This is a genomic window from Burkholderia sp. 28_3, from assembly GCF_003253915.1.
In the GTDB taxonomy this organism is placed as follows: Bacteria; Pseudomonadota; Gammaproteobacteria; order Burkholderiales; family Burkholderiaceae; genus Burkholderia; species Burkholderia cenocepacia.
Map to the genome: position 1 here is coordinate 160,749 of NZ_QKZF01000015.1, position 25,114 is coordinate 185,862.

Below are 25,114 nucleotides of genomic sequence, written 5' to 3' on the forward strand. Positions count from 1 at the left end.
AAGTCATGAGAAAGCAATGGGCAGCGACCGCGCTGGCGGCGTCGCTGTTGACGGGTTGCGCCGGCGTGACGACCGGCGTGAGCGCGGTCGGGCAGCCGAATGCATTTGCATCCGGTGCGCACGGCTACGATTTCGTGCGGACGGCCGCACAGGCGGGCGATGCCGAGTACCGGCAGATCGAGACGCTGGTGCGCGACGAGCTCGCGCGCCGCGGCTTCGATGCGCAGCCGCTCAAGGACGCGCGTTACCGGTTGTCGATCGCGTATGCGACGCAGCCGGCGGCGGTCGCGGCGATCGCCGAGCGGTGCGGCGCGGCGAGCAGCGCCTGCGTGACGGTCGACGGGCCCGCGCCGCTCGCGCTGCCGTTCATGGGGCGCGTGTACCGCCACGTGCTGACGCTGCGTTTCGTCGATGCGAAATCCGGCGCCGACGTCTATCGCGTGTCGGCCTCGCTGCGCGACCGCGATCCGGGCACGCAGCAGGCCGCGCCGGCGCTCGTGAAGAGCGCGCTGGCGAAGGTGCCGTTCGGCGACGGCAGCGGCTGGCTGGTCAAGACGAAAAAAGACGACGCGGGCGGCATGCCGGGCGTCGTCTCGGTGAAGCCGGCCGACGCGCGCTGAAGCGGTGGCCGTGACGTGAGGGCGGGCCCGCCGGGGCGCGCCCTTGCCGCGTTCAGACGGTCGGTTGAGCGCCGTCGCGCGTGCGCAGGTACGTCTCGAACTCCGCACCGACTTCCGGGTGGCGCAGCGCGAATTCGACCGTCGCCTTCAGGTAGCCGAGCTTGCTGCCGCAGTCGTAGCGCGTGCCCTGATACTTGTAGGCCAGCACCTGTTCGTCGGCGAGCAACGCCTGGATCGCGTCGGTGAGCTGCAGCTCGCCGCCCGCGCCCGGCTTCAGTGCGCGCAGGTGCTCGAAAATCCGCGGCTTCAGGATGTAGCGGCCGACCACGCCGAGGTTCGACGGCGCGACTTCCGGCGCCGGCTTCTCGACGATCGCCGACATCTTGACGATCGACTCTTCCCATTCCTTGCCGTCGACGATGCCGTACGACTTCGTCTCCGACGGCGGGATCTCTTCGACGCCGATCACCGAGCTGTGATAGTGGTCGAACACGTCGACCATCTGCTTCATCACCGGCGGGTTGCCGTCGAGCAGGTCGTCCGCGAGGATCACCGCGAACGGGTTGTCGGCAACCAGCTTTTCCGCGCACAGCACGGCGTGGCCGAGGCCGAGCGCCTCCGGCTGGCGCACGTAGAAGCAGTCGACGTGGCTCGGCTTGATGCTGCGCACCAGTTCGAGCAGCTTTTCCTTGCCGCGCGCCTCGAGTTCGGCCTCGATCTCGTACGACTTGTCGAAGTGATCCTCGATCGCGCGCTTGCTGCGCCCGGTGACGAAGATCATCTCGGTGATGCCCGCCGCGATCGCTTCCTCGACCGCATACTGGATCAGCGGCTTGTCGACGACCGGCAGCATCTCCTTCGGGCTCGCCTTCGTTGCCGGGAGGAACCGCGTGCCGAGACCGGCAACGGGGAATACCGCCTTGGTGACTTTCAACATGATCGAACCTTTATTCCTGTAATCGACTTGTCAGACGGTCTATGTTCACGTTCGCATTATAGTGAACGCAAACGACCTTACCGTTTGTTACGCAGGCAACCGATCGAGCTGCGCACGCAGTTTTTCGAGCGTGCTCTGGAATTCCGCGACGCGTTTCTGCTCCTGTTCGACCACGGCCGGCGGGGCTTTCGCGACGAAAGCCTCGTTGCCGAGCTTCGCGTTGCACTTCGCGATCTCGCCCGTCAGGCGCGTGATTTCCTTCGACAGGCGCTCGCGTTCGGCCGCGACGTCGATTTCCACCTTCAGCACCAGCTTGTTCGGGCCGACGATCGCGATCGGCGCGCCGTGCGCTTCCTTGTCGAGCGCCGCTTCGTCCGCGAGGATCTGTACTTCCGACAGGCGCGCGAGCGCCTGGACGTACGGTGCGAACGAGCGCAGGCGCTCGGCGTCGCCCGCCGCGAGCAGCGGCACCTTGGTGGCCGGCGACAGGTTCATCTCGCCGCGCAGGTTGCGGCACGCGTCGACGATCGCCTTCAGGTCGGCCGCCCACTGCTCGGACGCCTCGTCGAGCTTCTGCAGGTTCGCGACCGGATACGCCTGCGTCATCAGCGACGCTTCGCCTTCGGCCTTGCCCTGCGGATAGCGGCCGGCGAGCGGCGCGACCTTCTGCCAGAGCGCTTCGGTGATGAACGGGATGACCGGGTGCGCGAGGCGCAGCACCGTTTCCAGCACGCGCAGCAGCGTGCGGCGGGTGGCGCGCTGCTGTTCCGGCGTGCCGTTCTGGATCTGCACCTTCGCGAGTTCGAGATACCAGTCGCAGTACTCGTCCCACACGAACTTGTAGATGCTGCTCGCGATGTTGTCGAAGCGGTAATCGGCGAAACCCTTCGCGATGTCGGCTTCGGTGCGCTGCAAGAGCGACACGATCCAGCGGTCGGCCGCGGAGAAGTCGAGGTAGCCGCCGGGGCCGCAGTCGCCCGCGCCGCACACTTCCGGCTTGTCGTTGCCGCAGTCGTGGCCTTCGCAGTTCATCAGCACGAAGCGCGTCGCGTTCCACAGCTTGTTGCAGAAGTTGCGATAGCCTTCGCAGCGTGCGAGGTCGAAATTCACGTTGCGGCCGAGCGTCGCCATCGACGCCATCGTGAAGCGCAGCGCGTCGGTGCCGAACGCGGGGATGCCGTCCGGGAATTCCTTGCGCGTCTTCTTCTCGATGGTCGCGGCCTGCTTCGGGTTCATCAGGCCCGTCGTGCGCTTCGCGACCAGCGACTCGAGGTCGATGCCGTCGACGATGTCGATCGGGTCGAGCGTGTTGCCCTTGCTCTTCGACATCTTCTGGCCTTCCGCGTCGCGCACGAGGCCGTGCATATAGACGGTATGGAACGGCACCTTGCCGGTGAAGTGCGTGGTCATCATCACCATCCGGGCGACCCAGAAGAAGATGATGTCGAAGCCGGTGACGAGCACCGACGACGGCAGGAAGTGCTTCAGTTCGGGCGTTTCGTTCGGCCAGCCGAGCGACGAGAACGGCACGAGCGCCGACGAGAACCACGTGTCGAGCACGTCTTCGTCACGCTTGAGCGCGCCCGTGTAACCCTTCGCGGCGGCTTGCGCGCGCGCGTCTTCCTCGTTGCGCGCAACGAACACCTCGCCGTTCTCGCCATACCACGCGGGAATCTGGTGGCCCCACCACAGCTGGCGCGAGATGCACCAGTCCTGGATGTTCTCGAGCCACTGGTAGTACGTGGTCGTCCAGTTTTCCGGGACGAACTTGATCTGGCCGTCGCGCACCACGTCGAGCGATACTTCGGTGATCGACTTGCCCGGATTGAACGTGCCTTCCGGCGCCGGCTTCGTCATCGCGACGAACCACTGGTCGGTCAGCAGCGGCTCGATCACGACGCCCGTGCGGTCGCCGCGCGGCACCATCAGCTTGTGCGGCTTCACGGAGTCGAGGAAGCCCTGCGCGTCGAGGTCGGCGACGATCGCCTTGCGCGCGTCGAAGCGGTCGAGGCCGCGATACTGCTCGGGGCCGTTGTCGTTGATCTTCGCGTCGAGCGTCAGGATCTCGATCGGTGCGAGCTTGTGGCGCACGCCGACCTGGTAGTCGTTGAAGTCGTGCGCGGGCGTGACCTTCACGACGCCCGTGCCGAATTCGCGGTCGACGTAGTCGTCGGCGATCACCGGGATCTCGCGGCCGGTCAGCGGCAGCGTGACGCGTTGGCCGATCAGGTGCGCGTAGCGTTCGTCTTCCGGATGGACCATCAGCGCGACGTCGCCGAGCATCGTCTCGGGGCGCGTGGTGGCGACGGTCAGCGAGCCCGAGCCGTCGACGAGCGGGTAGCGGATGTGCCACAGGTGGCCGTTTTCCTCTTCGCTGACGACTTCGAGGTCCGACACGGCGGTGAGCAGCACCGGATCCCAGTTGACGAGGCGCTTGCCGCGGTAGATCAGCCCTTGTTCGTACAGCGTGACGAACACGTCGCGCACGGCGGCCGACATCTTGTCGTCCATCGTGAAGTATTCGCGCGACCAGTCGGTCGATGCGCCGAGGCGGCGCACCTGGTCGGTGATCGTCGAACCGGATTTCTGCTTCCATTCCCACACGCGCTCGACGAACTTCTCGCGGCCGAGATCGTGGCGCGACACGCCCTGCGCGTCGAGCTGGCGTTCGACGACGATCTGGGTCGCGATCCCCGCGTGGTCGGTGCCGGGCACCCACAGCGTGTTCTCGCCGAGCATCCGGTGGTAGCGGGCGAGGCCGTCCATGATCGTCTGGTTGAACGCGTGGCCCATGTGCAGCGTGCCCGTCACGTTCGGCGGCGGCAACTGGATCGCGAAATCGGGGCGGGACGGATCGAATGCCGGGGCGGCATAGCCGCGTTTTTCCCACTCCGGCCCCCATTGGGACTCGATGGTATGGGGCTCGAAGCTCTTCGCAAGCGTGTTGTCGCTCATGTTGGAAATCTGCCGAAAAATGCGTGAATTGGATGCCGAATCTGACAATTATAAATGGATGCCCATCGGCCAGCCATCGCCTTGCCGGCGCGGGCCTGTCGGGACGCGTGCGCAACCGGCCTGCAACGCGCATGCGACCTGCGACCGGACGGATCGGAAACGGCATCGCGCGGCCGACTTATAATGTCGGGTCCGCATTTTTCTCGCCCGCCAGCTGCCGCTCCATGCCCGATCTGCTCGCCAATCTGAACCCCGAACAACTCGCCGCCGTCACGTTGCCGAACGAACCGGCGCTGATCCTCGCAGGGGCGGGCAGCGGCAAGACCCGCGTGCTGATCACGCGCATCGCTTGGCTGATCCAGCAGGGCTATGCGTCGCCGCCCACCGTGCTCGCCGTCACCTTCACGAACAAGGCCGCGCGCGAGATGATGGCGCGCCTGTCGGCGATGATGCCGATCGACACGCGCGGGATGTGGATCGGTACGTTCCACGGCCTGTGCAACCGGATGCTGCGTACGCACTGGCGCGACGCCGGCCTGCCGCAGACCTTCCAGATCCTCGACACGGCCGACCAGCTGTCCGCGATCAAGCGGCTGATGAAGGCGGCGAACGTCGACGACGAAAAGTATCCGCCGAAGAACGTCCAGTACTTCATCAACAACGCGAAGGAGCAGGGGCTGCGCCCGGACAAGGTCGACGCGACCGACAACTTCAACCGCAAGTTCGTCGAGCTGTACCAGGCGTACGACCAGCAGTGCCAGCGCGAAGGCGTCGTCGATTTCCCCGAGCTGCTGCTGCGCTGCTACGAACTGCTCGCGTACAACGCGCCGCTGCGCGCGCACTACCAGGCGCGCTTCCGGCACATCCTCGTCGACGAGTTCCAGGACACCAACAAGCTGCAGTACGCGTGGCTCAAGATGCTCGCGGGCGGCGAGAACGCGATCTTCGCGGTTGGCGACGACGACCAGTCGATCTACGCGTTCCGCGGCGCGAACGTCGGCAACATGCGCGACTTCGAAGACGAATTCCGCGTGCGCAACCTGATCAAGCTCGAGCAGAACTACCGGTCGCACGGCAACATCCTCGACGCGGCGAACCAGCTGATCTCGAACAACGCGCACCGCCTCGGCAAGAACCTGCGCACCGACGCTGGCCACGGCGAACCGGTGCGCGTGTACGAAGCCAGCACGGATTCGCAGGAAGCCGGCTGGATCGTCGAGGAGATCCGCTCGCTGATCAATACCGGGATGGCGCGCAGCGAAGTGGCCGTCCTGTACCGCAGCAACGCGCAGTCGCGCTCGATCGAGCACACGCTGATGTCGTCGGGCATTCCGTACCGCGTGTACGGCGGCCTGCGCTTTTTCGAGCGGCAGGAAGTGAAGCACGCGCTCGCGTACCTGCGCCTGATCGACAACCCGAACGACGACACGGCATTCGCGCGCGTCGTGAATTTCCCGACGCGCGGCATCGGTGCGCGCTCGATCGAGCAACTGGCCGACGCCGCGCGCCTGTACGGCTGCTCGATGGCCGCGGCGATTCCGTACGTGACCGGCAAGGCCGGCACGAGCCTCGGCGGGTTCGCGAACCTGATCGCGAAGATGCGCGCCGACACGCAGCACATGAACCTGCCCGACACCGTCGAGCACATCGTACGCGCGAGCGGTCTCGCCGATTTCTACCAGGGCGAGCGCGAAGGGCAGGATCGCCTCGAGAACTTGCAGGAACTCGTGAACGCGGCCACCGCGTTCATCGCCGAGGAAGGCTACGGACTGGACACGCCGGCCCGCTCGATCCCGCTGCGCGCGGGGGCGATCGCGGCGCCCGAACTCGGCACCGCGACGGACGATCCGTCGGTCGACGTGCTCGATCCCGCCTCGCCCGCCGACCCTGCACAGAACCCCGACACGATGACGCCGCTCGCCGGCTTCCTGTCGCATGCGTCGCTGGAGGCCGGCGACAACCAGGCGCAGGCCGGCCAGGACGCCGTGCAGCTGATGACGGTGCACGCGGCGAAGGGGCTCGAGTTCTCGGCCGTGTTCATCACGGGGCTCGAGGAAGGGTTGTTCCCGCACGAGAACAGCGTGCTCGAATCGGACGGCCTCGAGGAAGAGCGCCGGCTGATGTACGTCGCGATCACGCGCGCGAAGGAGCGGCTCTACCTGTCGTTCGCGCAAAGCCGGATGCTGCATGGCCAGACCCGCTACAACGTGCGCTCGCGCTTCTTCGACGAGTTGCCCGAGCACGTGTTGAAGTGGCTCACGCCGAAGGTCGAGGCCGGCTCGCGCTGGGGCGGACGTTCGGACAACGCCGGGTACGGGCGCGACTGGTTCGCGCGGCCGGGCGGCGGCAGTCGCGAGCAGATCGTCGACGCGGCCGTGTCCGCGCCGCTGCCCGCGTTCGCGGACAAGCAGCGCGCGGCCGACGCCGGCTTCCGGGTCGGCCAGCAGGTGTTCCATACCAAGTTCGGCGAAGGCACGGTCACCGCGCTCGAAGGCAACGGCACCGATGCGAAGGCGCAGGTGAAGTTCAAGCGCCACGGCGAGAAATGGCTCGCGCTGGCGGTCGCGAAACTGCAGGCGGTGGAATGATGGACGTCGATCTGGCCGTGACGCCTGCCGTCCGTCCGCTCGGCATTCTGGCCGCGCTGCCCGAGGAGCTCGGCGACCTGATCGCCGCGATGCGCGCCGACGGCGCGATGAAGACGGTCACGCTCGGCCGCCGCGATTATCACGTCGGCACCGTGCACGGCGCGGCCTGCGTCGTCACGCTCGCGCGGGTCGGCAAGGTCGCGGCCGCCGCGACGGTCAGCGCGCTGATCCATGTGTTCGGCGTGTCGGGTGTCGTGTTCACCGGCGTCGCGGGCGGCGTGTCGCGCACGGTGCGGGTCGGCGACGTCGTCGTGGCCGATACGCTGCTGCAGCACGATCTCGATGCGTCGCCGCTCTTTCCGCGCTACGAGGTGCCGCTGCTCGGCATCACGCGTTTCGCGACCGACGCGGCGCTGACGGCCCGCTTGCGGGCCGCGTGCACGCTGTTCGTCGAGGAGGAGGGCGCGCAGTTCGCCGAGCGCTTCGGGCTCGCCGGCGCGGCGCTGCACGCGGGGCTCGTCATCAGCGGCGACCGCTTCGTGTCGAGCGAGCAGGAGGTCGTCGCGCTGCGCGACGCGCTGCCGGATGCGCTCGCGGTCGAAATGGAAGGCGCGGCGATCGCGCAGGTGTGCGCGGAACACGACGTGCCGTTCGCGCTCGTGCGCACGATCTCCGATACGGCCGACGATCACGCGACGCAGTCGTTCTCGCACTTCCTGTCGGCGATCGCGAGCAGCTATTCGTCCGGCATCCTCAGGCGTTTCCTGACGCTGCATGCGACGACGGCGGCCTGAAGCCGCCGTCGAATTTTCCGTTCGTACCGTTCGACCAGCCGCGGCGCGCACGCCGCGGCTGGTCGTTCGTCACGCCTTCTTGCGCCCGCTGCTTTCGAGGTTCGGCAGGAACACCGTCAGCACGCCGATCAGCGGCAGGAACGAGCACACCTTGTAGACGAACGGGATGCTGGTCGCGTCGGCGAGCTGGCCGAGCACCGCCGCGCCGACGCCGCCCAGGCCGAACGCGAAGCCGAAGAACAGGCCCGCGACCATCCCCACCTTGCCGGGCATCAGCTCCGTCGCGTAGACGAGGATCGCGGCGAACGCCGACGCCAGCACGACGCCGATGATCACGGTCAGCACGCTCGTCCAGAACAGGTTCGCGTACGGCAGCAGCATCGTGAACGGCGCGACGCCGAGGATCGACACCCAGATCACGTACTTGCGGCCGATCCGGTCGCCGACGGGCCCGCCGATCAGCGTGCCGGCCGCCACCGCCGCGAGGAACACGAACAGGTGGATCTGCGCGGCCTGCACCGACAGGTGGAACTTGTCGATCAGGTAGAACGTGAAATAGCTGTTGATGCTCGCGAGGTAGAAGTATTTCGAGAACACGAGCAGCACCAGCACGCCGATCGCGCCCATCACGCGGCCGCGCGACAGCGTCGGGTGGCCGGCCGCCACGGCCTTCTTCTTCATCGACGGATGCTTCTTGTACCAGTGGCCGATCTGCGTGAGCACGATCATCGCGACGAGCGCGGCCGCCGAGAACCACGCGATGCTGTGCTGGCCGTGCGGAATGATCACGAGCGCGGCGAGCAGCGGCCCGAGCGCGGAGCCGGCATTGCCGCCCACCTGGAACACCGACTGCGCGAGCCCGTGCTGGCCGCCCGACGCCATCCGCGCGACCCGCGACGATTCGGGATGGAACACCGACGAGCCGCAGCCGACGAGCGCGGCGGCCACCAGCAGCATCGGGAAATTCGACGCCACCGACATCAGCAGCAGCCCGGCGAGCGTGAAGCCCATGCCGACCGGCAGCGAATACGGCTTCGGACGCTTGTCGGTATAGAGGCCGACCAGCGGCTGCAGCAGCGACGCGGTGATCTGGTAGGTGAGCGTGATCAGGCCGATCTGCGCGAACGACAGCGCGAACTGGCTCTTGAGCATCGGGTAGATCGCGAGGATCAACGACTGGATCATGTCGTTGAGCATGTGCGAAAAGCTGATCGCGCCGAGCACCGGGTAGACGGTGCGGGCGACGGGCGGGGCGGACGGCTGGGCGGCGGCTGCGCCGGCGGAGCCGGAGTCGAGGCTGGTTTCCATGTGAGCTGAACGAGTTGAGATGGCTGGCGCGCTCTGCTGGGGATCGGCGCGTTGTCGATTCGTTGATGCGTCAAAGAAGTGTAATGTGGCGTATCGAGAATGTCAGGCCAAGTTTTATCGCGAATCGGACATTCGTGTGACGGATCGGCCGGTGCGGGCTTTTTTGGACAGGTATAACGCTGGCGGCGCGTCGGCCGCTTCGGCGGCGGCCGCGCCGGGGCCGGGTGGTGGTTTACCGGACTCAAGAAACGGCGGTGGCGGCCGTAGAACGACCCAATGACAACAGGCGCGCCGCGCCCGGCGCCGGCTACCCGCCGGACAGGGCGCAGGACGCGCGGCATGGCCAGCCGTCGCGGGAACGCCGGACCGACCTTTCCGGCAGCGTGATCAATACGGGGATAGATCGATGAAAGCAGCATCTTTGCATCCACAGTCGGGTGCGGCCGCCGCCGCCCCCGACGTTGCCGCCGGTCGCGCCGCTCGGCGTGCGCGCGCGGCGCGTCGCACGCGTCGGCCGTGGACCGTCAAGGCGACGTTGCGCGCCGCATTCGCGATCCTGCTGGCCGGCACGCTCGCGATCGGCGTGTTTTCGCTGTGGCAGATCAGCCGGCTGAACGCGTCGATCGCGTCGGTCTACGAGCAGGGGCACGTCGCGAGCCGGGCGGCCGAGGAAGTCCGCGCCGAAGTGCTGCGGGCGAGCCGCGCGCAGAAGATGCTGCTGACCGCGACCACCGCGAAGGAGCGCGACGAACTCGGCGCCGACGTGAGCGCGGGGCTTGCGTCGATCGGCCAGGCGCTCGGCACGCTGCAGCGCTATGCCGATCCGGCCGATGCCGGCGATTCTGCGCGGCTGCACGCCTTCTCGACGGCGGTCGGCACGTGGAGCACGCATCTGCGCGATTTCGTCACGCTGGTGCGCGCGCAGCCGCTCGACCTGTCGCAGATGAACTGGCAGGTCGGCACGCAGGACGTGTCGCTGCTGGTCGAAACCGGCAAGCTCGAAAAACTCGTCGCCGAACTCGTGAAGACGCGCGGCGAGAAGTCGAAGGCGACGCTCGATGCGTCCGCGACCATTTTTTCGTCGTCGTTCGCGATGATCGCGGCGATGACGGCCGCGCTGATCGTGCTGGCCGTCGCGATCGCCGAGCGCGTCGTGCGACGCCTCGCGTCGCAGCTCGGCGGCGAGCCCGCGCTCGCGAAGGAGATTGCCGCGGACATCGCGCGCGGCGACCTGACGCGGCCGATCACGCTCGCTCGCCACGACCGCGACAGCATGGTGCGCGCGCTGGCCGAGATGCAGACGGGGCTCGCGGCAACCGTGGGCGAGATCGCGGTGAGCGCCGAGGCCATCGCGGCCGCGTCCGGCGAGATCTCGACCGGCAACCTCGACCTGTCGCGGCGCACCGAGCAGCAGGCCGTCGCGCTCGAACGCACCGCGGCCAGCATGGAGCAGCTCACGTCGACCGTGCGGCAGAACGCCGAGAACGCGCGGCAGGCGAGCACGCTCGCGGCCAATGCGTCGGCGGTCGCGGAGACGGGCGGGGAAGTTGTCGGGCGCGTGGTCGCGACGATGAGCGAGATCGACGACAGCGCGAAGAACATTCGCGACATCATCGGCACGATCGAGGGGATCGCGTTCCAGACCAACATTCTCGCGTTGAACGCGGCGGTCGAGGCCGCGCGTGCCGGCGAGCAGGGGCGCGGCTTCTCGGTGGTCGCCGGCGAGGTGCGATTGCTCGCGCAGCGCTCGGCGACCGCGGCCAAGGAGATTCGGGAACTGATCGGCGCGTCGGTCGAGCGCGTGGCGAACGGCGCGGCGCTCGCGCACGACGCGGGCCGTACGATGGGCGACGTGGTACGCGCGGTGAAGCGCGTGACCGACATCATCGGCGAGATTTCGGCGGCGTCGGACGAGCAGAGCGCGGGGATCGACGAGATCGGCCGCGCGGTCACGCAGATGGATGCCGGCACCCAGCAGAACGCGGCGCTCGTCGAACAGGCGGCGGCCGCCGCGAACGCGCTCGACGAGCAGGCGCAGGCATTGAAGGCGCTGGTCGGGCGCTTCCGCATCGCCGCCTGAGCGCGCGGCGCGCGCCGGCGCTTACGACTTCTTCTGCTTGTCGGGGTCGATGATGACCGTGCAGGTCGTGCCCGCCGACAGCACCACGTCGGCCGGCACTTCGTCGATCTTGATGCGCACCGGCACGCGCTGCGCGAGGCGCACCCAGTTGAAGGTCGGGTTCACGTCCGCGACGAGGTCGCGGCTTTGCGGGTTGTCGCGATCGTAGATGCCGCGCGAGATGCTCTCGACGTGGCCCTTCATCACGCCGCCGCTCATCAGCCGCATTTCGGCCGGTGCGCCGATCTTCACGCGCGGCAGCTTGGTTTCCTCGAAGTAGCCGTAGACCCAGAACGAGTGGCTGTCGACGATCGCGAGCTTCGCCTGGCCGGCCACCGCGTAGTTGCCCTTGAAGGTCTGCAGGTTCGTGATGTAGCCGTCGACCGGCGCGACGACGCGCGTGCGTGCGAGGTTCAGCTTCGCGGCGTCGAGCGCGGCGATGGCCTGCTGATACTGCGCGTCGGCGCTCGACGCGCTGTGCGCCGCATTCTCGCGGTTTTCCTTCGACACGACGAGCGCATCGAGGTCCGCGCGGCGGGCCGCGTCGTCACGGCGCATCTGCAGTTCCGCGCGACGGGCGGCCACCGCCGCCTGCGCCTGCTCGACCGCGATCTGGTAATGCGACGGATCGATCTGCATGATCAGGTCGCCCTTCTTCACGAGCTGGTTGTCATGCACGGGCAGCTCGACGATCGCGCCCGACACGTCCGGCGCGACGTTGACGATCTCGGCGCGCACGCGCCCGTCGCGTGTCCACGGATCGTCCATGTAGTGCACCCACAGCGAGCGCCCGATCAGGATCGCGACGAGAAGGATGACGGCGGTCGCGACGAAGCCGAAGAGTTTTCTGAGAATCATGATGGTTCGGAATCAACGGTAAACGGCAAGACTCAGTCCGCCGCAAATGCAGACGAGAAGGCAGGCCCGGAACAGCGACGGGTGCCAGACGAGACGGTAGAGGCCCGTATAGGCGAGCAGGCGGTCGACAGCCCAGGTCGCGATCGCGCCGAGGACGAACATCAGCACCACCGTGGGCATGTAGGCATCGAGAATGGCGATTTCACGCGGCATCATGACGAGGCTCCTGGTTGGGGACGCACGGGGCGGTTGCGGTTGAGCGGCTCGAGCGGGGATTCCGGGTCGAGCAGCGCGGTCCGCACGAAATGCAGGTGGCTCAGGATGCGCTGCAGCCGGTGGCGCTCTTCGCGCGACGGCTCGAACGCATCCAGCGTTTGCCGGGTCGCGTCGATCGCCGCATTGGTCGCGGCGAGCGTCGCGTCGAAACGCGCGGCGCTCGGCCGGGTGAACAGCGCCGACAGTGCGCTGCGCATCGTCTCGATCGCGCGCCGCCACGGCATCGCGGGCGCATAGCGCGGGTCGGACGGCAGCATCGCGAGCTCGTGACGCAGGTCGATCGTCGCGTTGCCGGTTTCGAGCACTGCGAACATCCAGCGCAGCGCGTCGCGCTGCACGTCGGGCTGGTCGGCCGACAGCGTGTGCGCCTGGTACATCAGGTCGCGCGCGCCGCTTTCGAAGCGCGTGCGCAGGCCCGCGAGCCGCGCGTGGCCGGCCGCGACGGCCTGGTGGCGCAGGTCCGCGAACAGCCGCTTCTTGAGCCACGGCGCGGTCGGCGGGAACAGCACCGCGAACGCGATCGCCGACGCGAGCATCGACAGCACGAGCGCGAGCGAATCGTTCATGAAGCCGGTCGGATCGTAGTGCGTGATGTTGTCCGGGCCGGCGAGGAAGCTGAAGAAGATCAGGTAGCCCATCCCGTAGCCGGCGAGCTTCGGCTTCAGCGTCATGAAGATGCCGATCGCGAGCAGCGGCGCGAGCGCGACGCACAGCAGCGGAAAGCCGTCGATGTGCGGATAGATCCCGAACGTCAGCAGGAAGCCGGTGCAGACGGCGAGCGCCGTGCCCATGCCCATCTGCGCGGACATCGCGGTCGGGCGCGGCGTCGACGACGCGAGCGCGCAGGTGGCCGCCGCGGTCAGCGTGAGCGTCACGCCGCTCGGCCACGCGGTCTCGATCCAGAACCAGCCGAGCACGAGGATCACGGTTGCCGTGCGGATCGCCGCGATCACCATCGCCGTCGCGTTGGTGCGCGGCTCGTAGCGCTCGATCCAGCGTTCGCGTTCGTGCGTCGCGCTCGACAGCGACGCGTAGGTGGCCGCGTACTCGTGCAGGTCGGTGATGAAGCGGTACAGCAGTTCGGCGGCGGTGTCGAAGTCGAGCAGCGGAAAGTCCGGCTGCGTTTCGAGCGCGGCGCGGGTCGCGCGGATGCGGCGCGGCAGCGCGTCGCGCCACGCGAGTAGTTGCGCGGCCGCATGGCCCGCGTCGGCCGACGTGCGCACCGGTTCGCCGGCAGGGGTCAGCAGCAGCGGCGCGATCTCGCGAAAGTACGGTTCGATCGCGTCGATCGCGGCCTGCGCGCCGGCCGCATGCAGCCGGTTCATCAACTGGTGCAGCGCATGAAACCGGCTCGACGCGCTCATGAACTCGCTGTTCAGCCGCGCAAGGCGGCCGCTGCGCATCCGCGTGTCCGGATCCTCGAACACGGCCATGCTGCGCGCGGCCTCGAACCCGACCACGTCGGCGACGAAACGCGTATGGATGGTTTCGATATGCGCGCGGTCGAGCTGGCCCGACAGCGCCGCCGCGACGTAGTCGACGAAGCTGCCGAAGCGCTTGCGCACCGTCGTGCGCATCTGCTCGCCGGTGGTCTGCGGAAACACGAGCGCGCTGACCACGCCGGCCGACACGATCCCGACCATGATTTCGGCCACGCGCGTCATCGCGCTCATGAACGCGCCGTCCGGGTGCTGCGACGCGGGCAGCCCGATCAGCGCGGTCGTGTAGCCGGCCAGCAGGAAGCCGTAGCTGCGGAAGTTGCGGTTGCGCGCGGCGCCGGCCGTGCACAGGGCGACCCACAGCGCGACCGCCAGCAGGAACAGCTGCGGCTGCTGCGGGAACAGCCCGACGAACGTGAGCGTCGCGATCAGCCCGAAGATCGTGCCGGCGACGCGGTAGAAGCTTTTTGCGAGCACCGCGCCGCTTTGCGGCTGCATCACGATGAACACGGTCGTCATCGCCGTTTTCGGCGCGGGCAGGTCGAGCCGCATCGACACGCCGGTCGCGATGAACGCGGCGAGCAGCGCCTTGAACAGGTAGAGCCACGCGGCGCCGTCGGTGCGGGCCCAGTCGCCGAACGCGGCATACCAGGCCGCGAACGGACCGCCGGCGGGCGTGGAAGCGGGGGAGGAGGCAGACATGGCGACGCTCCGCGTTACCGTGCGGCCGGCACGCCGGACGCGCCGGTGGTGGCGGCTTCCGCGGGCCGGGCGACCGCTGCCGCGGACTTCGTGCCCGGCACGGCAACCGCGGCGGCGGCTTCGTCCTTCGGCACGTCGCTGCCCGTCTCGACCCCACCCCCGAGCGCCGCCATCAGCTGCGCATGCGCGGCGAGGCGTTCCGCGTCGATGCGGGCGGCCGTCTCCTGCGCGCGCAGCAGTTGCTGTTGCGCGACCAGCACGTTCACGTAATCGGTCAGCCCGCGGCGGAAGCCTTCGCGCGACAGTTGATAGCTGCGATTGTTGGCCGCCACCGAGCGCGCGGCGTCCTTCTTCTGCGTATCGAGCGAGCGGATCCGCACGACCTGGTCGGCGATGTCCTTGAGCGCGCCGACGATCGTCTGGTTGTAGCGCTCGACCGCCTGGTCGTAGCCGGCATTCGCGGCGCCCAACTGCGCACGCAGCCGGCCGCCTTCGAAGATCGGCAGCGACAGCGCGGGGCCGGCCGTCCAGCCGCCGTTCATCGCGCGCAGGAAGTCGGTGAACGGCGCGGTCACGCCGAAGCCGCCGACCGTCGCGAGCAGGTCGATGTTCGGGTAGAACGACGCCTTCGCGACGTCGATGCCGCGTGCCTGCGCGTCGACCGTCCAGCGCGCCGCGACGACGTCGGGGCGGCGGCCGAGCAGGTCGGCCGGCATCGCCGACGGCAGGCCGGCCGGCGCGTCGAGCGCAAGCTGCGGCCGCTTGATCGCGTCGCCGGCGCCCGGGCCCTTGCCGGCCAATGCGGCGAGCTGATGGCGCGCGAGCTGGATCGCTTCTTCATAGCTGTCGATCTGGCGCTCGTAGTCGGGCAGCGTCGATTCCGCCTGGCTCACGTCGAGCTGCGTGCCGAGGCCGGCCTGCAGCCGCTTGCGCGCGAGATCCGCGAGCGAGCGCTGGCGTTCGAACGTCTCGTGCGCGAGATCCAGCAGCGCGTAGTTCATCGACATGCCGACATACGCGCGCACGACGTTGACTTCGAGTTCGAGCTTCGCCGCCCGTGCGTCGGCGGCGGTCGCATGCGCGGTGTCGAGCGCCCGCTCGGTCGCGTTCTTGTCCTTGCCCCACAGATCGAGGTGGTACGACAGGCCGAGCGAGCCGGTATTGTTCCAGGTGTCGGCGTTCGCGAGCGGGCCCGGGCCGTAGTACACGTTGTCCGGCCAGTGCTGGCGCATCAGCGACAGGTTGCCGTTGATCTGCGGCAGTTCGGCCGAACGGGCGACGCGCGCCATTGCCTGCGCTTCGCGCACGCGGGCCTCGGCGGCCGCGAGGGTCGGGTTGCCGGCCTGGGCGGCGGCAATCCACGCATCGAGCTGCGGATCGCGGTACGCGCGCCACCAGTCGGCGGCGGGCCAGCCCGCGTCGCGGTCGGCGGCGCGGATGGCCGCGCCGGCGTCGAGTGCGTTCGCTTCGATGCGAGTGGACTGGGGTTTGTTGTCGCCCATGCTCGCGCAACCGGCCATTATTAATGAGACTGCAAGAACCGCCAGTGCGAGCGTCCCTTTTGTCGCCGGAGACTGCACGATTTTCTCCCTTTCGGATATAGATGAGTCGGAGGCGATTATATTTTTCAGTGATTCCTGAATAAATGGACAACGGTGCAAGTCATTTTTACGAATCCTGAGATAATATTTGTTGGACCCTGTGCAACAATCCCTCCGGATTCACACGGGTAATGGGATGGATACGTTACAAAACATGCGGGTATTCGTCCGCGTGGTCGACGCGGGCAGCTTTACCGCGGCCGCCCAGCAGATGAATTCGACCACCGCCTACGCGTCGCGCGCGGTCTCGGATCTCGAGGCCCACCTGCGCACGCGTCTCCTGAACCGCACGACGCGCCGGATCGCGCTGACCGAGGCCGGCGAGCGTTATCTGCAGCGCTGCGAACAGATCCTCGCTTACGTCGACCAGGCCGAAGCCGAGGCGGGCGACGCGCACGCGCGCCCGTCCGGCAAGCTGAAGGTCCATTGCTTCACGAGCCTCGGCCAGCACTATCTGGTGCCGGCCATCGCGCGCTACCGCGAGCGCTATCCGGACGTGCACGTCGAGCTGACGCTCGCGCAGCGGATGCCCGACCTGCTCGACGAGGGGTACGACGTCGCGATCGTCGTCGGCCGCGACCTGCCCGATTCGGGGCTCGTGTCGCAGCGGCTCGGCGAGAGCTACAGCGTCGTCTGCGCATCACCGGGCTACGTCGAGTCGCACGGCGTGCCGCAGCGGCCGGCCGATCTCGCACAGCACGTGTGCCTGGGGATGGTCGCGCCGGGCTTTCACTTCGACGAATGGGCGCTGGCGGGGCCGAACGGCGACGAGGTCGTGCCGATCACGGCGCCGCCGTTTCGCGTGAACGTCGCCGAGGCGCTCGCGGTGGCCGTGCGGGAGGGGATGGGCGTCGGCGGGCTGCCGCTCTATTCGGCGATCGGCTGGCTGCGTAGCGGGCACATCGTGCGCGTGATGCCCGAGTACCGGTCGCACGTGATGAACATCTACGCGCTGTATCCGTCGCGCCAGTACCTCGACGCGAAAATCCGCACCTGGGTCGATTTCCTGCGCGAAGAGCTGCCGCTCACGCTCGAAGCGGACGAAGCGGCGCTCGAGCAGTACACGCGTGCGACATGACAGCGCGGTCGACCGCAATCTGACGAGATTTGTCCTTCACGCAACATTTTTTTACGAACGTGTGTCAGACAGTTTGATACTGTTGGAATTAACGAGATACACCACACCGGAGTAGCGATGGATACGCACCTGATGATCGGCCTTGGCGTCCTGCTGGGCGCGGCTGCCGCCGCGGCGGCGACCCGCGACCTGCTGCGTGCGATGAAGGCGAAGGCGCAGATGAAGCCGGTGCCGGTCCGCGTGCGCGAGCCGCGCCGCCCCGGCCGCTGATCCCGCCGTCACGTTTCGGACGGGCACGGCCGCGCAACGCGGCCGCCCGGGCCGGCGCTCAGCCGAGCTCGACGACCTTGTCCCACGCGAACGCGGGGTTTTCCCGTTCGCCGGTGCGGCGATGAATGTAGCCGCGCGGATTGCACACCACGCGCGTGCCGCCGTCCGCAACGTAGTCGAATGACGTATGCGTGTGGCCGTGCAGCCACAGATCCACCGGCGGCCGTACCAGTTCCGCCATGTCCGTCACGAATCCCGCCGAAGCCAGATCGTCCGCATAGCGTTCCGCCAGCGAGCGCCGGTGCGGCGCATGATGGGTGACGACGATCGTCTTGCCCGCGAACGGCGCCGCCAGCTGCGTTTCCAGCCATGCACGGCCGTGCCGGTGCAGCGCGATCGCGTCGGCAGGCGCGAAATCCCGTTCCGGCTCGCCCGCTGCCGCATGCAGCGCCGCATCGTGCGGCCAGGTCACCTGGATCAATCCCTTGAAATCGAGCATCACGCGCAGCGCGGCGTCGATCGCGGCGGCCATGTCGGCTTCGTCCCGGCCGAACAGCGAAAAATCGCTCCAGAGCGTCGTGCCCAGCACGCGGAAGCGCTGGGCGGGATCGACGTAGACGCCGTTGTTCAGGTAATGCACGTTGTCGAGCGTATGCGCCGCGTCGCGCATCGCCGTCTCCAGCGCGCCGAATTCCCCGTCGTAGTACTCGTGGTTGCCCGGCACGTAGATCACCGGCACCGCCGGGTCGAACGTCTCGGCGGCCCAGCGCAGGCCTTCCGCGTGGTTGTGGATGTCGCCGGCCAGCACGACGAGATCCGCATCGGCGTGCGGGATCGCGTCGGGCAGGTTGCTTTCGAGGTGCAGGTCGGACAGGACGCGGATTTTCACGGGCTTGGCTCCGGAGTGGGCGGCTTCAGCGCAGGACCTTGCCGGGATTCATCAGGCCGCGCGGGTCGAGCGCGGTCTTCAGCGTGCGCATCAGCGTCGTTTCGACCGGCGACTTGTAGCGTTGCGCGTCGTCGATCTTCAACTGGCCGATGCCGTGCTCCGCGCTGATCGTGCCGTGGTGGCGGTGCACGTTGTCGTAGACGATCCGGTTGATCGGCGCCTGGAACGCGGCGAGGAACGCCTTCGCATCGCCGCCTTCGGGCATCTGCACGTTGTAGTGCAGGTTGCCGTCGCCGAGGTGGCCGAACGTGACCATGCGCGCGCCCGGCGCGGCTTGCTGGATCGCCGCGTCGGTCTCGTCGATGAAGCGTGCGATCGACGAGATCGGCACCGCGATGTCGTGCTTGATGTTGAGCCCTTCGTCGGCCTGCGCGAGCGGGATGTGCTCGCGCAGGTCCCAGAACGCACGCGACTGCGCGAGATTCTCCGCGACCACCGCGTCGACCACGAGCCCGGCCTCGAACGCTTCTTCCATCAGTTTCTCGAAGAGTGCGCGCGCATGCGCTTCGCTTTCGTTGTCGGACAGCTCCAGCAGCACCGTTTGCGCGTGCGTCTGCGCGAACGGGTAGCGCAGTTGCGGATAGTGCTTGCCGACCAGCTGCATGCAGAAATCCGACATCAGCTCGAAGCCGGTCAACAAAGGCCCGGCCGCGCGCTGCGCGAGCGCGAGGAAATCGAGCGCCGCGTGCGGCGACTCGAGCGCGGCCAGCGCCGTGACCTGCGCGGCCGGCAGCGGATGCAGCTTCATCACGGCTGCCGTGATGATCCCGAGCGTGCCTTCGGCGCCGATGAACAGGTCGCGCAGGTCGTAGCCGGTGTTGTCCTTGCGCAGTCCGCGCAGCCCGTCCCAGATCTCGCCCTGCGGCGTCACGACCTCGAGGCCGAGGCACAGCTCGCGCGCGTTGCCGTAGCGCAGCACCGCGGTGCCGCCTGCGTTGGTGGACAGGTTGCCGCCGATCGTGCAACTGCCTTCCGCCGCGAGGCTCAGCGCGAACAGCCGGCCGCCTTCGCGGGCGCGCGCCTGCACGTCGGCGAGGATCACGCCGGCTTCGACGGTGATCGTGTTGTTGTGCGGATCGAGCGCACGCACGCGGTTCAGGCGCGCGACGCTCAGCACGGCCTGGCTGCCGCTCGCATCGGGCGTCGCGCCGCCCGCGAGGCCCGTGTTGCCGCCCTGCGGCACGAGCGCGACGCCGTGCGCGTTGGCGAGCTTCACGAGCGCGGCGACTTCCACCGTGTTCGCGGGCTTCAGCACCGCGCATGCGGCGCCCTTGTAGCGGCGGCGCCAGTCGGTCAGGAACGGTTCGGTATCGTGCGGATCGGTCAGCACGTGGTCGGCGCCGATCGCGTCGCGGCACGCGGAAACGAAAGCTTCGGAGGACATCATCACCTTGTCGCGTAAGGGTCAGGACGTGGCGCGCGGTTTTTTCGCCGCGCGCTTGAACGGCGCGACGTAAGCCAGCGCCGCCACGAAGAAGCCGACGGCGAGCGCGGTCTCGCACCAGCCGAGCGTCGCGGACAGCCCGCGATCGGACATGCCGCGCACGATGCCTTCGGCAAGATAGACGAGGACCAGCATGCTCGCCCATTGCATCGTATAGATGTTACGCCGCCAGACGCCGGGCAGCGCGAGTGCGAGCGGCACGGCCTTGAGCATCAGCGCGGAGCCGCCGGGGCGCAGCGGCGCGAGCCACAGCTCCCACGCGAGCGACAGGGCGATCAGCGCGACGAGACATGCGGCGGCGGCCAGCGCGTAGCGCGGCCGGGCCGCGACGGCGGGGCGGGCGGGGGCGTTCATGCCGCCTCGGCGGACCGGGCGCTGGCGAGCGCCGCGGCGGCGCGCGCGAGCCGTACGCCGAGCGCGGCCGCGAGCGCCTTCTCGTCCGCCGACAGCCCGCCCGACGCCGCGCGGTCGTGCTGCGCGACGTGCGATGCGCCGTACGGCGTGCCGCCGGTGCGCGTCGTGCTGAGGGCGGATTCGGTGTACGGGATCCCGACGATCATCATCCCGTGATGCAGCAGCGGCAGCATCATCGACAGCAGCGTCGATTCCTGGCCGCCGTGCAGGCTGCCGGTGGACGTGAACACGCTCGCCGGCTTGCCGGTCAGCGCGCCCGACAGCCATTGCGGCGTGGTGCCGTCGAGGAAATACTTGAGCGCGGCAGCCATGTTGCCGAAGCGGGTCGGCGAACCGAGCGCGAGGCCCGCGCATTCCTCGAGGTCGCGCAGTTCCGCGTACGGCGGGCCGTCGGCCGGGATGTCGGGGGCGGTGGCTTCGCAGACGGCCGACACGGGCGGCACGGTGCGGATGCGGGCCTGCATGCCCGGCACGCTGTCGATGCCGTTCGCGATCGCGAGCGCGAGATCGCGCGTGGCGCCGTGACGGCTGTAATAGAGGACGAGGATGTCTTTCATGGGCGACGGAGCCGCGTGCGGCCGCGCGCGTGCCCGGTGCAGTCGGCCCCTGCTGGAATCGAGCGGCTATTATAGGGGCTGAAGCCGTCGCGCAGCGCGGCGGCGGCGTGCCGTGACGCGCGCAGCATCAAGAAGGAGAAGCCGTTTGCCGAAGTTGAGCAGCAGGGCCTTCGGCGTGGCGCGGGTTTCGTCGGGATCGTGCGTAATTTATGCGTTGCGCGCGGCGATCAGTTCGTCGATCTGGGCGATCGGAATGCGCCCGATACCGTTCAGTTTCAGCTTCCCCGTGCGTACGAGCGTGTGCACCGTGCGCGCAGTGATGCCGAGCATTTCAGCGGCCTGCGCCTGTGTGACGTGCACCGGGCGCGGGTGCGATTCGGCGTAAAGCTGGACAGCCTGCCGGGCAAGTTTCAGTTCTTCGAGTTGGGTCATCGTGCCCTCGAGGTCATGGCAAGCTCGACGCGGCGACTGATCTCGCGATCGTATCCGGCGAGCGTGGATTGCATGTTGGGTGCGAGACGCGGCCCGGCGGACGGCGTGTCGAGCGGCGCACGCGGTGCGGCGATCGGCGTCAGCTCGTACGCCGTGTCCGTCGTGACGCGCCGGTCGATCCGGATGCGGCCGGCGTAGAACAGCGTGTCGAGGAAGCACTGCACGAACGCCGTCGACGTCTGGAGTTCGGTTGCTATCTCGCGCGCGGTATGCGTCCCGGTTGCGAGGACGCCGACCACGGCTGCGCTGTTGATGCGGCGGCTGGTCATTGGCCTTCTCCTGCGCGGGCGGCAATCGCCTCGGATTCGAGCGCGGCTGCGGCCATCATGCTGACCTGCAACCCGAGGGCCACCGCGAATCGTGCAGCGAGCGGAAGGCCCATCTTGTACGAGCGCCCGGCTTCCAGTTCCCAGACGTAGGACTTCGACGAACCGGTCGCATCAGCCACGTCGTCCAGCGTCATGCCGAGCGATTCACGCCGGCTCTTGAGTAGTTCTCCGAGCTTCATGCTCCCTCCGGAGGCAGTACGTTCTTGATCCAGTCCGGCGATTCGGCGACGACTTGCGCAGGATCGGGAAGCGGAGCGAGCAACGCTCGCGCTTCGCCGAGAACCTCCGACCACGCGCCTTCGACGTAGCAGCGGTTTTCCGGTGCGTTGTTTCGCTGGTCATCGTAAATGTCGACCAGCACCGCGAGCAGTTCTCGATACGAGTTTTCAGTCACCTCGGCGCGCGGCTCCGGCTCGGCGGTCAGGCGGTCATGGATCGCGCGAAGCGTTTCATCAGAGGGCTCTGCCTTCAGCATGACGAGCACGGCGCACGGATTGTCGGCGACACGGCCAACACCGTGTACGCGCGGTATCGCGGTTGATGCACGTGGCTCCGGCTGCTGAGCGGCGAGGAGGGCGCGTAGCGCAACGAGCATTGCTCGCGTGCGCGGCCCGCAGTTTCCGTCGGCGATGCACCATTCTAGTTCTGCGCGCAGGTCGTCCGTCAGCGTCTTATTCATGCTTGTCTCCGCTTAGAATTTCACGAATGGCTCGAAGCAATTCGCCCAGAAGAAACCCCATGACGATATAGCCGATAGCATTGCTCACGGCTTGTCTCCTTCGAGAAGGGCCCGGACGCACTGAACCACCGCCTTCTGTACCCCATACAAACCGCACGCATTCGCCATTGCCTCGATGCGCTCGTCCGTCAGCCCCTGCCGAGTGGCGAGGGCATTAAGCGCAGCTTTTGCATCGGCCAGAATGTCGCCGGAATCGAGACCTGGAACGATGCGATCGATCAGGTCCGCGAGTGCTCCCTCGATGCCGCGGGTGCCAATCGGATCGCGAGTGGCGACCTGCGCGGGCGGGGCGGTGTAGAGCTTCGTGCGAAGCGGAACATCGGAGGCACGAAAGACTGCCATCGTGAAACCATCGGTACCCGGCATTGCCCCGGCTTCACCAACCGCCTCTTGCCCCGCTGCGGGATGCGATGCTGCCGCGCGGGGGAACAGGTGTCGCCATGCTTTCAACGCCCAGACCTTCGACTTGATTTCGCTGGTCGTTTCCTTGTCCGGATAGGCGTTCCATGCATCAGCGAACCACGCGTCGAACGCCGCCCGCTCGTCTGCCGGCGCTGCCGCTGCATCTGCGCGAGGGGCGCGGACGATTCCATTCGGCGACGTACAATCAAGATGCATCAGGATTCGTGCGGCTTGGTTCTCGTCGATTGCGAGTCCGTCACATTCACCCTCGACTGCGTCGATGATTGCCTTCAGACGCGACATTTGCGCGCTCGGCACCGCTCCCGCCACCTCAGTGCGAGGGGCGCGGGCGGCCAGCGCTTCCAACATTTCTGCCGCAGCGTGCAGTAGGTCGCCTGCCTTGGTGCCTGCAACACCTGCACAGCGCAAATCGTGCGCCATCTGAGCCGCCCGCTCATCCGCCCCATTGCCCGTGCCTTCGAGCGGGGCAGAGAGTGCGAGCGAACGCAGCGCACGGAGCGCTGCACCAGCCGAAGGCACGAAGCCAGTCCAGTAACGGTCATGGCCGTCAGTCGCGACATTCATCGCGCGCGCCATTGCCTCGATCAGTTGCTCGTCGTCGGTCGGCGCTGCTTCGTGCTGCTCGACAGCGGATGCGGCGAGCGCGGGCGCAATCGCGCGATCGATCAGGTCGTCGATGTTGCGTGAGTCGCAGTAATCGAACGCTCGAAGGATGCGGCCTTCCGGCGCGCGGATGCCTTCGTCGGAATCAAGCTTGCCGAAATATTCGGACAATGCTTCGCCCAAGCGTTGCCTCTGATTTCCCGTCAGCGCATCAGCGCTCTTGTCGGTGGTATCGCTCATCGTCATCCTCAATCAGTAGAACAGCCGCATCGGTTTGGCGCTCGGCTCGCATCAGGCAGCGTTTAGCATGAAAGCGCCGGGAGTCGAGTCGGTGCTATGACGGGGCCCGGCCGTCATCCGAGCGCCCACCGATGCAGCCGGGGTGCCGCGCGAGTGGCGCGGCGGGTGGGTCACTCTTCCTCGACTTCCTCGCGCTGATCGAGGTCCGAGCCCGCGAAGGGGCGATGCTCGTCGTCCGCCTGCGGTGCATCGCCGAACAGCCCCGGGTCAACGTAGTTGTCCGGCGGCGTCAACGTGATGCCAATCTCCTGCTGCAGGCGCGTCGCGATCTTCCCGTGGTCGACCTCGTCCTTCGGGTGCGCGGTGATCTTGAAGTGCACGCCGACGGAACCGCCTTCCTGCGTGGTGAACCGGATGTCCTTCAGGCCGCACTCGGCGAGCAGCACGTCTTCAGCGCCCGTCGCGCCGATGTGGAAGCGCAGCAGGTAGCCCTCGTACTTGCGATCCCACGCGAGGTTGCGCATGAACGGGAAGCGCAGTTCGGTCAGGCCGTCGTGCTCCATCGGTAGCTCACCGGGCTTCGGCTGCGGCTTGCGATACAGCATCGCGCGCAGCGCCGGGTCGAACTCGCCGAGGACGTCGCCGCCCACGACGACCGACATGCCGATCGTGATCGCGGGCTTGCGCTCGGTGCCATGCTTTTCGCTCACGTTCGTCACCGAGACGATCTTCGCAAGGGTGTTGTCGAGGTTGAACATGCTGGCTCCTGTGGTGGATGGCTTACTGCGGTTGCGCGACGCGCCCGGCCCAGTGCCGGATGCGCTTCTCGACGTACTCGGGGACTGCGCAGATCTGGCCGCCGTCGAACGCCGCGAATACCGGCTTCAGCAGTTCGCGGTCGATCTCGCACGTGACGACGTCGTGCCGGATCGCGGCGACGAGGCGGTGGAGGTCGTTGCTGGTGTTCATGCGGCCCTCATCTGGAGGCGTTTGATGATGGCGTTGACCTCGGCCTCGAACTGCAGGAGGCCTGGCAACAGGGTGTTGTTGATGTACTCGTCGTCGCGCGGCACGATCTGGGTGTAAAGGCTGTACGGCTCGGGCACGCGTGGGTCGTACGAAGCGAACAGCCACCAGCGCCGGCCGGTGACGAGCATGCCGCCCTGTACCTGCGGCACGTGGTCGTCCGGCATGCCGTTCAGCAGCGTGTTAATGTGCACGGCCTCGTCCATGGGGCACTTCGATTCGTAGCCGCCGTCGTCGCCGATCAGGCCGTCGGGCGACGCGCCGAGGAACTCGTAACGCAGGTGCGTGAAGAAGCCGCCGGGCGCGATGATGTGGCCCGTCACGAGCTCGACCTGCTCGCGGCCGAATGGCTC

The 25,114-nt window shown here is 67.7% G+C and carries 25 protein-coding genes; 6 read left to right on the plus strand and 19 right to left on the minus strand.

Annotation, left to right across the window (positions count from 1 at the left end; all coding sequences use genetic code 11):
• Positions 1–5: 5 nt before the first annotated feature.
• On the plus strand, positions 6–620 hold the full coding sequence (locus tag DFS13_RS26955) for a DUF4136 domain-containing protein (RefSeq protein WP_006490440.1): 615 nt from the start codon (positions 6–8) through the stop codon (positions 618–620).
• Positions 621–672: 52 nt separating this feature from the next.
• On the opposite strand, the gene galU is transcribed toward DFS13_RS26955, so the two are convergent.
• Both galU and DFS13_RS26965 read right to left on the minus strand, forming a co-directional pair.
• Positions 673–1,557 carry a UTP--glucose-1-phosphate uridylyltransferase GalU gene (galU, locus tag DFS13_RS26960; RefSeq protein ID WP_006490437.1) on the minus strand — a complete coding sequence of 295 codons (885 nt, stop codon included), beginning with the start codon at positions 1,555–1,557 and terminating at the stop codon, positions 673–675.
• A gap of 87 nt (positions 1,558–1,644) precedes the next feature.
• Positions 1,645–4,512, minus strand: a complete 2,868-nt coding sequence (locus DFS13_RS26965; RefSeq protein WP_006497752.1) for a valine--tRNA ligase — start codon at positions 4,510–4,512, stop codon at positions 1,645–1,647.
• A gap of 224 nt (positions 4,513–4,736) precedes the next feature.
• On the opposite strand from DFS13_RS26965, the gene DFS13_RS26975 reads away from it, so the two are divergent.
• Together DFS13_RS26975 and DFS13_RS26980 are read left to right on the plus strand one after the other, a co-directional pair.
• On the plus strand, positions 4,737–7,100 hold the full coding sequence (locus tag DFS13_RS26975; protein WP_069352013.1) for a UvrD-helicase domain-containing protein: 2,364 nt from the start codon (positions 4,737–4,739) through the stop codon (positions 7,098–7,100).
• Positions 7,100–7,894 carry a 5'-methylthioadenosine/adenosylhomocysteine nucleosidase gene (locus tag DFS13_RS26980; protein WP_373863204.1) on the plus strand — a complete coding sequence of 265 codons (795 nt, stop codon included), beginning with the start codon at positions 7,100–7,102 and terminating at the stop codon, positions 7,892–7,894. The genes DFS13_RS26975 and DFS13_RS26980 overlap by 1 nt, the downstream gene beginning before the upstream one ends.
• A gap of 69 nt (positions 7,895–7,963) precedes the next feature.
• Here the strand turns inward: DFS13_RS26980 and DFS13_RS26985 are convergent, their stop codons facing one another.
• Entirely contained in the window at positions 7,964–9,202 is a 1,239-nt protein-coding gene (locus DFS13_RS26985; RefSeq protein WP_006491594.1) for an MFS transporter, read from the minus strand.
• Positions 9,203–9,608: 406 nt separating this feature from the next.
• Here DFS13_RS26985 and DFS13_RS26990 point away from each other — a divergent pair, with 406 nt between their 5' ends.
• Positions 9,609–11,282: a methyl-accepting chemotaxis protein gene (locus DFS13_RS26990; protein ID WP_111442312.1), complete on the plus strand. Its 1,674-nt coding sequence runs from the start codon at positions 9,609–9,611 to the stop codon at positions 11,280–11,282.
• A 21-nt stretch (positions 11,283–11,303) separates the two neighbouring features.
• Here DFS13_RS26990 and DFS13_RS26995 read toward each other — a convergent pair whose 3' ends face one another.
• From DFS13_RS26995 to DFS13_RS27010, 4 genes are read right to left on the minus strand one after another with little or no spacing between them, the layout of a single operon-like run.
• Positions 11,304–12,179: an HlyD family secretion protein gene (locus tag DFS13_RS26995; RefSeq protein ID WP_006490438.1), complete on the minus strand. Its 876-nt coding sequence runs from the start codon at positions 12,177–12,179 to the stop codon at positions 11,304–11,306.
• A 12-nt stretch (positions 12,180–12,191) separates the two neighbouring features.
• Positions 12,192–12,395, minus strand: coding sequence for a DUF1656 domain-containing protein (locus tag DFS13_RS27000; RefSeq protein WP_006476212.1), 204 nt, complete (start codon positions 12,393–12,395; stop codon positions 12,192–12,194).
• Positions 12,392–14,596 (minus strand): FUSC family protein, encoded by a 2,205-nt coding sequence (locus tag DFS13_RS27005; RefSeq protein ID WP_006490436.1) that lies wholly within the window; start codon positions 14,594–14,596, stop codon positions 12,392–12,394. The genes DFS13_RS27000 and DFS13_RS27005 overlap by 4 nt, the downstream gene beginning before the upstream one ends.
• Before the next feature lie 14 nt (positions 14,597–14,610).
• Positions 14,611–16,176: an efflux transporter outer membrane subunit gene (locus tag DFS13_RS27010; RefSeq protein ID WP_059721329.1), complete on the minus strand. Its 1,566-nt coding sequence runs from the start codon at positions 16,174–16,176 to the stop codon at positions 14,611–14,613.
• Between the two features lie 157 nt (positions 16,177–16,333).
• Between DFS13_RS27010 and DFS13_RS27020 the strand changes: the two genes are divergently transcribed.
• Both DFS13_RS27020 and DFS13_RS40385 read left to right on the plus strand, forming a co-directional pair.
• On the plus strand, positions 16,334–17,275 hold the full coding sequence (locus DFS13_RS27020) for a LysR family transcriptional regulator (protein ID WP_006485634.1): 942 nt from the start codon (positions 16,334–16,336) through the stop codon (positions 17,273–17,275).
• A gap of 117 nt (positions 17,276–17,392) precedes the next feature.
• Positions 17,393–17,545, plus strand: coding sequence for a hypothetical protein (locus DFS13_RS40385; RefSeq protein ID WP_006476208.1), 153 nt, complete (start codon positions 17,393–17,395; stop codon positions 17,543–17,545).
• 58 nt (positions 17,546–17,603) lie between these two features.
• Here DFS13_RS40385 and DFS13_RS27025 read toward each other — a convergent pair whose 3' ends face one another.
• The 12 genes from DFS13_RS27025 to DFS13_RS27080 form a co-directional block, all read right to left on the minus strand.
• Positions 17,604–18,434, minus strand: coding sequence for a metallophosphoesterase (locus DFS13_RS27025; RefSeq protein WP_006485635.1), 831 nt, complete (start codon positions 18,432–18,434; stop codon positions 17,604–17,606).
• Between the two features lie 25 nt (positions 18,435–18,459).
• Positions 18,460–19,881, minus strand: coding sequence for an FAD-binding oxidoreductase (locus DFS13_RS27030; RefSeq protein ID WP_006485637.1), 1,422 nt, complete (start codon positions 19,879–19,881; stop codon positions 18,460–18,462).
• 18 nt (positions 19,882–19,899) lie between these two features.
• The gene (locus DFS13_RS27035; RefSeq protein WP_006497741.1) at positions 19,900–20,292 is read right to left on the minus strand and encodes a DUF2069 domain-containing protein; all 393 of its coding nucleotides are present in this window, start codon (positions 20,290–20,292) and stop codon (positions 19,900–19,902) included.
• On the minus strand, positions 20,289–20,909 hold the full coding sequence (gene wrbA / locus DFS13_RS27040; RefSeq protein ID WP_012492548.1) for an NAD(P)H:quinone oxidoreductase: 621 nt from the start codon (positions 20,907–20,909) through the stop codon (positions 20,289–20,291). The genes DFS13_RS27035 and wrbA overlap by 4 nt, the downstream gene beginning before the upstream one ends.
• A 207-nt stretch (positions 20,910–21,116) precedes the next feature.
• Complete coding sequence (locus tag DFS13_RS27045; RefSeq protein ID WP_057031107.1) at positions 21,117–21,341, minus strand: helix-turn-helix domain-containing protein; 225 nt, start codon at positions 21,339–21,341, stop codon at positions 21,117–21,119.
• Positions 21,338–21,670, minus strand: a complete 333-nt coding sequence (locus DFS13_RS27050; RefSeq protein WP_111442313.1) for a DNA-binding protein — start codon at positions 21,668–21,670, stop codon at positions 21,338–21,340. Before DFS13_RS27050 ends, DFS13_RS27045 begins: the two co-directional genes overlap by 4 nt.
• Entirely contained in the window at positions 21,667–21,909 is a 243-nt protein-coding gene (locus DFS13_RS27055) for a RodZ family helix-turn-helix domain-containing protein (protein ID WP_111442314.1), read from the minus strand. Before DFS13_RS27055 ends, DFS13_RS27050 begins: the two co-directional genes overlap by 4 nt.
• Complete coding sequence (locus DFS13_RS40905) at positions 21,906–22,409, minus strand: hypothetical protein (protein ID WP_241308610.1); 504 nt, start codon at positions 22,407–22,409, stop codon at positions 21,906–21,908. Before DFS13_RS40905 ends, DFS13_RS27055 begins: the two co-directional genes overlap by 4 nt.
• A gap of 84 nt (positions 22,410–22,493) precedes the next feature.
• Positions 22,494–23,735, minus strand: a complete 1,242-nt coding sequence (locus DFS13_RS40390) for a hypothetical protein (RefSeq protein WP_181461628.1) — start codon at positions 23,733–23,735, stop codon at positions 22,494–22,496.
• Between the two features lie 170 nt (positions 23,736–23,905).
• A complete protein-coding gene (locus DFS13_RS27070) occupies positions 23,906–24,493 on the minus strand; it encodes a hypothetical protein (protein WP_111442315.1) in 588 nt (195 codons plus the stop codon).
• 22 nt (positions 24,494–24,515) lie between these two features.
• A complete protein-coding gene (locus DFS13_RS27075) occupies positions 24,516–24,704 on the minus strand; it encodes a hypothetical protein (RefSeq protein WP_111442316.1) in 189 nt (62 codons plus the stop codon).
• Positions 24,701–25,114, minus strand: a 414-nt coding sequence (locus DFS13_RS27080; RefSeq protein ID WP_146610028.1) for a YqaJ viral recombinase family protein, incomplete at its 5' end; no start/stop codon positions are given. The genes DFS13_RS27080 and DFS13_RS27075, both read right to left, overlap by 4 nt.